We start from the raw sequence: 5629 nt of genomic DNA, 5'->3' as shown, positions 1-5629 counted from the left end.
ATACCCCCACCCTCATTCCCTCCCCTCAAGGGGGAGGGAGGCGATAGAGCCGCAAAACTCCGCGCGAATATGTACGCCCGGCGCGCTTCAACTCAACCCTAGCGTCAGTGGCTCTCGCCCGAGCCGCCGAGCGCGACGATGTTGTAGGGCATGCCTTGGACGGCGATGTCCCGGTCGAGGGCGAAGCTCTCCGTGCTGACGACATGGATCATGCTGTTGAGCGGATCGGTGACGGCGATCTCGCTGCCCGCGACCGCGATGCGCGGACGCGGCAGGCTCCATTCGCCGTCCATCGAGTAGGGCTGCGTCACCTCGAGCGTGCGCGAGATCGTGCCGGCGACGATGTCGATCTCGTTGAGCACGCCGTCCTCGGTCAGCACATAGGCAAAGCCGGCGCGCGCCGGATCGATGGCGAAGTGCACGCGGCGCGACGGCAGGTCGACGAGGCGGAACGGCACCTCGTCGGCCGGATCGATGATCGCCACTCGGTCCGCGCCATAATTGCCGAGCCAGTACTTCAAGCCGACGCCGCCGAGCAGGGTCGTGACCTTTCCTTCGGGCAGGTCGTCGGTGTAGGCGACGAACTCGATCTGCGGCTCGGGGGAACCTTCGTCGACGAAGAGGATGCCGGCGGCGCAGGCGATGGCGAGCGTATGGCCGGAAGTCGCCTCGCCATGAAGGTCCGGGCACTCGTGCAGCTCGCCGATCTGCTCGCCGTCCGCATCGAGCACGTCGATGCCGACCGGCAATGCCTTCGGATCGTCCGCGTTGGGTCGGGTGACGAGCACATGGGCGCCGACGGGTGCGGCAACGCCGTGATGCGGCGCATCGGTCGTGAACGTGCGCGGCGCGGATTCGCCGGCAAGCAGCGCGCTTTCCCGCACGACCTGCACGACGCCCGACCCGTCGAAGAACAGCGCCACTTCGCCGTCATGGGCGACGAAGTGCACCGGCCGCTCGTCCTCGAGCGTCACGTCGAGAAGCGCAGGATCGGAAACCTCGAGATCGCCGTGGTCCCCGTGGTCCTCGAAGGCGAGGCCCGAGGAGATGACCGAAACGCGATTGCCCGCGCCCTGCACCGCATAGACCGCGGCTTTGCTTTCGGTCGTGTAGAGCGTTGCGGGCGAGGCGAGCGGGAAGGCGCCGATCTCGTCGCCCGTCGGCAGGTCGATGGCGCGCACCACCGGCTCGCCGTGGTCGGCGACGAACAGCCGCCAGGCCGAAACCGTATCCTGCGCGGATGTGGCGAGCGTGCTGGCGGCAAGCATCAGCGCCGCGCTCGCCGTGAGCATGGTCAGTCGCATCAATGTCTCCCAAATGTTATTACGTTACGAAGCTGAATCGAGATTTCGCCTTTCCAAGGCGGGCTCGGCCCCTTTCCTATCCGTAATGTTATTACATAATCAAGTGTGACATTGCCGTTTTCCGCAGCCGCGCAAAGCAGTAGCATCGCGTGTGACAGGGAGCGTCATGGAACCATCATGCAAGCGTCATCTGCTCCAAATAGGTGACGGGCGGGCCGAAGGGCGGACAATCCCGCCCCGGCCGACACAGGGAGCCGTAAGAATGACAAGGACCGCCTTCTCCGCCACGGTTTCGCTCGTGGCGCTTCTCGCCTCCGGCGTTTCCGCCACCGCCCAGACCGATCTCGACGCCCTCTATGAAGCGGCCAAGGCCGAGGGCATGCTGACCACCATCGCCCTGCCCCACAACTGGTGCGGCTATGGCGACGTGATCGCCGGCTTCAAGGCCAAGTATCCGGGCATCGAAGTCAACGAGCTCAACCCCGACGCGGGCTCCGCCGACGAGCTCGAAGCCATCCGCGCCAACATGAACAACACCGGCCCGCAGGCGCCGGACGTCATCGACGTCGGCCTCGCCTTCGGCCCGCAGGCCAAGGAAGAAGGCCTCATCCAGCCTTACAAGGTCGCGACCTGGGACGAGATCCCCGACGACGCCAAGGATGCCGACGGCTACTGGTACGGCGACTACTACGGCGTTCTCGCGTTCCTGGTGAACACCGACCTCGTCTCGACCGTCCCAACCAGTTGGGCGGACCTGCTCAACTCCGACTATGCCGCCTCCGTCGCCCTTGCCGGTGATCCGCGCGCCTCGGCCCAGGCCATCCAGAGCGTCGTCGGCGCCGGTCTTGCCCGCAACGGCGGCGACATGGCTAATGCCGGTGAGGCAGGCCTTGAATACTTCGCCGAGCTCAACGGCTCCGGCAACTTCGTGCCGGTGATCGGCAAGGCCGCGTCCGTCGCCCAGGGCACCACACCGGTCGTCGTCGCCTGGGACTACAACGTGCTCGCCTGGCGCGACAGCTTCGAGGGCAACCCGGCCGCCGAGGTGGTGGTCCCCTCCGACAACGTGCTCGCCGGCGTCTACGTGCAGGCGATCAGCGCCTATGCCCCGCACCCGAACGCGGCAAAGCTGTGGATGGAATACCTCTATTCGGACGAGGGCCAGCTCGGCTGGCTGAAGGGCTATTGCCACCCGATCCGCTTCAACGCGCTCGCCGATGCCGGCAAGATCCCGCAGGACATGCTCGACGCGCTGCCGCCGCCCGAGTCCTACGCGGCTGCCGTCTTCCCGACCATCGCCGAGCAGGATGCCAACCGCGAGGTGATCACCGCCGGCTGGGATTCGGTCGTCGGCGCCAATGTCGCCGAATAGCGCGCCTTGAGCACCGATCAGAACACAGCGGCCGGCCCGGAACTTTCCGGGCCGGCTGCCCGCACCACGACCGCGCCGCTGCGCTGGCTGCGGGAGGCAAGCCTTGGCGACTGGCTCGCCGTCCTGCCGTTCCTCGTCTTTTCCGTAATGTTCCTCGTGCTGCCGACGCTCTGGCTCTTCGCCAATGCCTTCGCCGACCGCGCCGGCAACTTCACCTTCCAGAACATCCTCGATCTCGGCACGCCGCAGATCATCGCCTCGTTCTGGATTTCGATCCGCGTCTCCTTCGCCTCGGCCGCGCTCGGCGCCGTCATCGGGCTGGCCATCGCGCTCGCCATCATCCGCGGGCGCCTGCCCGCACCGATCCGCTCGGCCGTGATGACCTTTTCCGGCGTCGCCTCCAATTTCGCCGGCATTCCCCTCGCCTTCGCGTTCCTCGCGACCCTCGGGCGGCTGGGGCTGGTGACCGTGCTGCTCGACACGGTTTTCGGCTTCAACATCTATCGCGCCGGCTTCAACATCCTCTCCTTCTGGGGCCTGACCCTCACCTACCTCTATTTCCAGATCCCGCTGATGGTGCTGATCATCGCGCCCGCGATCGACGGGCTGAAGAAGGAGTGGAGCGAGGCCGCCGCGACGCTCGGCGCCAGCCCGTGGCAGTTCTGGCGCTATGTCGGCCTGCCCGTGCTCTGGCCCAATCTCCTCGGGTGCCTGTCGCTGCTCTTTGCCAACGCCTTCGGCGCCATCGCCACCGCCTATGCGCTGACCGGTTCCTCGCTCAACATCGTGCCGATCCTGCTCTATGCCCAGATCCGCGGCGACGTGCTGCAGAACCCCGGCCTCGGCGCCGCGCTTGCGCTCGGCATGGTGGTGGTCACCGCCCTCGCCAACGTCATCTACCTCGTCGTGCGCGCGCGTGCCGAGAGGTGGCTCAAATGAGGTCGGGACGCATCTGGGCCTGGATCGTCTTTGCGCTCGGCGCCGCTTATTTCCTCGTGCCGCTGCTCGCGACCTTCGAGTTTTCACTGCGCATCCGGCGCGAGGGCTATACGTTCGATGCCTACGCCAACGTCTTTTCCGACCCGCTCTTCCAGGCGACCTTCGGCTATTCGCTGCTGATCGGGCTTTTGACCATCGTCGTCGGCGTGCTGATCGTCGTGCCCGCCGCCTATTTCGTGCGCCTGCGGATGCCGGGCCTGCGTCCGATCATCGAGTTCGTCACGCTCCTGCCGCTGATCGTGCCGGCCATCGTCCTCGTGTTCGGCTATATCCGGCTCTACAATTCCTCCTCCTGGCTGCCGCTGACCGGCTCTCGGCTCGGCACCGACCTCCTCCTCATCTTCGGCTATGTGGCGCTCGCCCTGCCCTACATGTACCGCGCCATCGACACGGGGCTGCGCACGATCGACGTCAAGACGCTGACGGAAGCCGCGACCATTCTCGGGGCCAACCAGGCCACGATCCTCATGCGGGTGATCTTCCCCAACATCGCCGTCGCCGTGCTTTCGGGCGCGTTCCTGACGCTTGCCATCGTCATGGGCGAGTTCACCATCGCCAGCCTCCTCAACCGCCCGGCCTTCGGCCCGTATCTGCAGAATGTCGGCGCCAACCGCGCGTTCGAACCCTCGGCGCTCGCCATCGTCTCCTTCGTCTTCACCTGGGCCGCCATGGGCATGATCCAGCTCCTCGCCCGCTTCGCCCCCAAAACCGCCGCCAGAACCGATTGACGAGGACCGATTGATATGGCCGAGACCTTTCTTGCAATCGAAGGCGTGACCAAGAGCTTTTCCGGCACCCAGGTCATCAAGGGCGTGGACCTCTCGCTCGGCAAAGGCGAGTTCGTTTCCTTCCTCGGCCCCTCGGGCTGCGGCAAGACGACGGTCCTGCGCATGGTCGCCGGCTTCGAGACGCCGACCTCCGGGCGCATCCTGATCGGCGGCGAGGAGGTGACCCACCTCAAGCCTCAGCAGCGCAAGATCGGCATGGTCTTCCAGGCCTATGCGCTCTTTCCCAACATGAACGTCGCCGACAACATCGGCTTCGGGCTCAAGGTCGCGGGCGTGCCGCGTGACGAGGCGAAGAAACGGGTCGGCGAGATGCTCGACCTCATCGGCCTGCCGCAGCTGGCCGAGCGCTATGCCTTCGAACTTTCCGGCGGCCAGCAGCAGCGCGTGGCGCTCGCGCGTGCGCTGGCGCCACGCCCGCGCATGCTGCTGCTCGACGAGCCGCTCTCGGCGCTCGACGCCAAGATCCGCGTGTCGCTGCGCGACCAGATCCGGCAGATCCAGCGCGAGCTGGGGATCACCACCATCTTCGTGACCCACGACCAGGAGGAGGCGCTCTCGATCTCCGACCGGATCGTGGTGATGAACGCCGGCGCCGTCGAGCAGGTCGGCGCCCCGTTCGAGATCTACAACAGCCCGGCGACGCCCTTCGTCGCCGGGTTCGTCGGCACCCTCAACACCATCCCCGCCGTCGTCGCCGAGCCGGCGCGGCGGGAGGTGACGATCGGTGGGACGACGCTCGCCGTGCCGACCCTGCCGGAAAACCTCGAGAGGGGCGCGCGCGTGGCGCTGGCGCTGCGCCCGGAGGCGGTGCGGCTGGCGGCGGGCGAGCCAGGCGAGGTCGCCATCGACGGCACCGTCCGCCAGGTGAGCTTCCTCGGCTCGGTGATCCGGCTCGGCGTCGAGGTCGCCGGCGGAACGGTCAGCCTCGACCGCTTCAACGACCGCCGCACGGCGCCGCCGCAGGTCGGCGAAAAACTCAAGATCGGCTTCGCGCCGGCCGACATCGTCTCGGTGACCCGCCCGATCTGACGGCGATTAAAACGCATGCCGACAGTTTGCAAAATTTGACTCAAATGGTGCTCGAATAGGCAAGGATCGCGTTGGCTGGTTGACAGCTATCTTGTTGATTTAGAGCGTTTCACGATTGGACGGAAACACCCCCTGCC

At 66.4% G+C, this 5629-nt stretch carries 5 protein-coding genes; 4 read left to right on the top strand and 1 reads right to left on the bottom strand.

The genetic code is table 11. The annotated features are described in order from the left end of the window. Window positions 1-104: 104 nt before the first annotated feature. Entirely contained in the window at window positions 105-1304 is a 1200-nt protein-coding gene (locus VE25_RS18850) for a metallochaperone AztD (RefSeq protein WP_046110217.1), read from the bottom strand. A 262-nt stretch (window positions 1305-1566) separates the two neighbouring features. Here VE25_RS18850 and VE25_RS18845 point away from each other — a divergent pair, with 262 nt between their 5' ends. From VE25_RS18845 to VE25_RS18830, 4 genes are read left to right on the top strand one after another with little or no spacing between them, the layout of a single operon-like run. Then, entirely contained in the window at window positions 1567-2676 is a 1110-nt protein-coding gene (locus VE25_RS18845) for an ABC transporter substrate-binding protein (RefSeq protein ID WP_046110216.1), read from the top strand. A 6-nt stretch (window positions 2677-2682) separates the two neighbouring features. After that, the gene (locus VE25_RS18840; protein ID WP_439328916.1) at window positions 2683-3615 is read left to right on the top strand and encodes an ABC transporter permease; all 933 of its coding nucleotides are present in this window, start codon (window positions 2683-2685) and stop codon (window positions 3613-3615) included. Further along, window positions 3612-4403 carry an ABC transporter permease gene (locus VE25_RS18835; RefSeq protein ID WP_046110215.1) on the top strand — a complete coding sequence of 264 codons (792 nt, stop codon included), beginning with the start codon at window positions 3612-3614 and terminating at the stop codon, window positions 4401-4403. Before VE25_RS18840 ends, VE25_RS18835 begins: the two co-directional genes overlap by 4 nt. 15 nt (window positions 4404-4418) lie before the next feature. Further along, on the top strand, window positions 4419-5492 hold the full coding sequence (locus VE25_RS18830; RefSeq protein ID WP_046110214.1) for an ABC transporter ATP-binding protein: 1074 nt from the start codon (window positions 4419-4421) through the stop codon (window positions 5490-5492). Window positions 5493-5629 lie beyond the last annotated feature (137 nt).

Origin of the sequence: Devosia geojensis, assembly GCF_000969415.1 — a bacterium.
GTDB lineage: Bacteria > Pseudomonadota > Alphaproteobacteria > Rhizobiales > Devosiaceae > Devosia > Devosia geojensis.
This window is presented reverse-complemented; position numbering and strand designations above follow the sequence as displayed.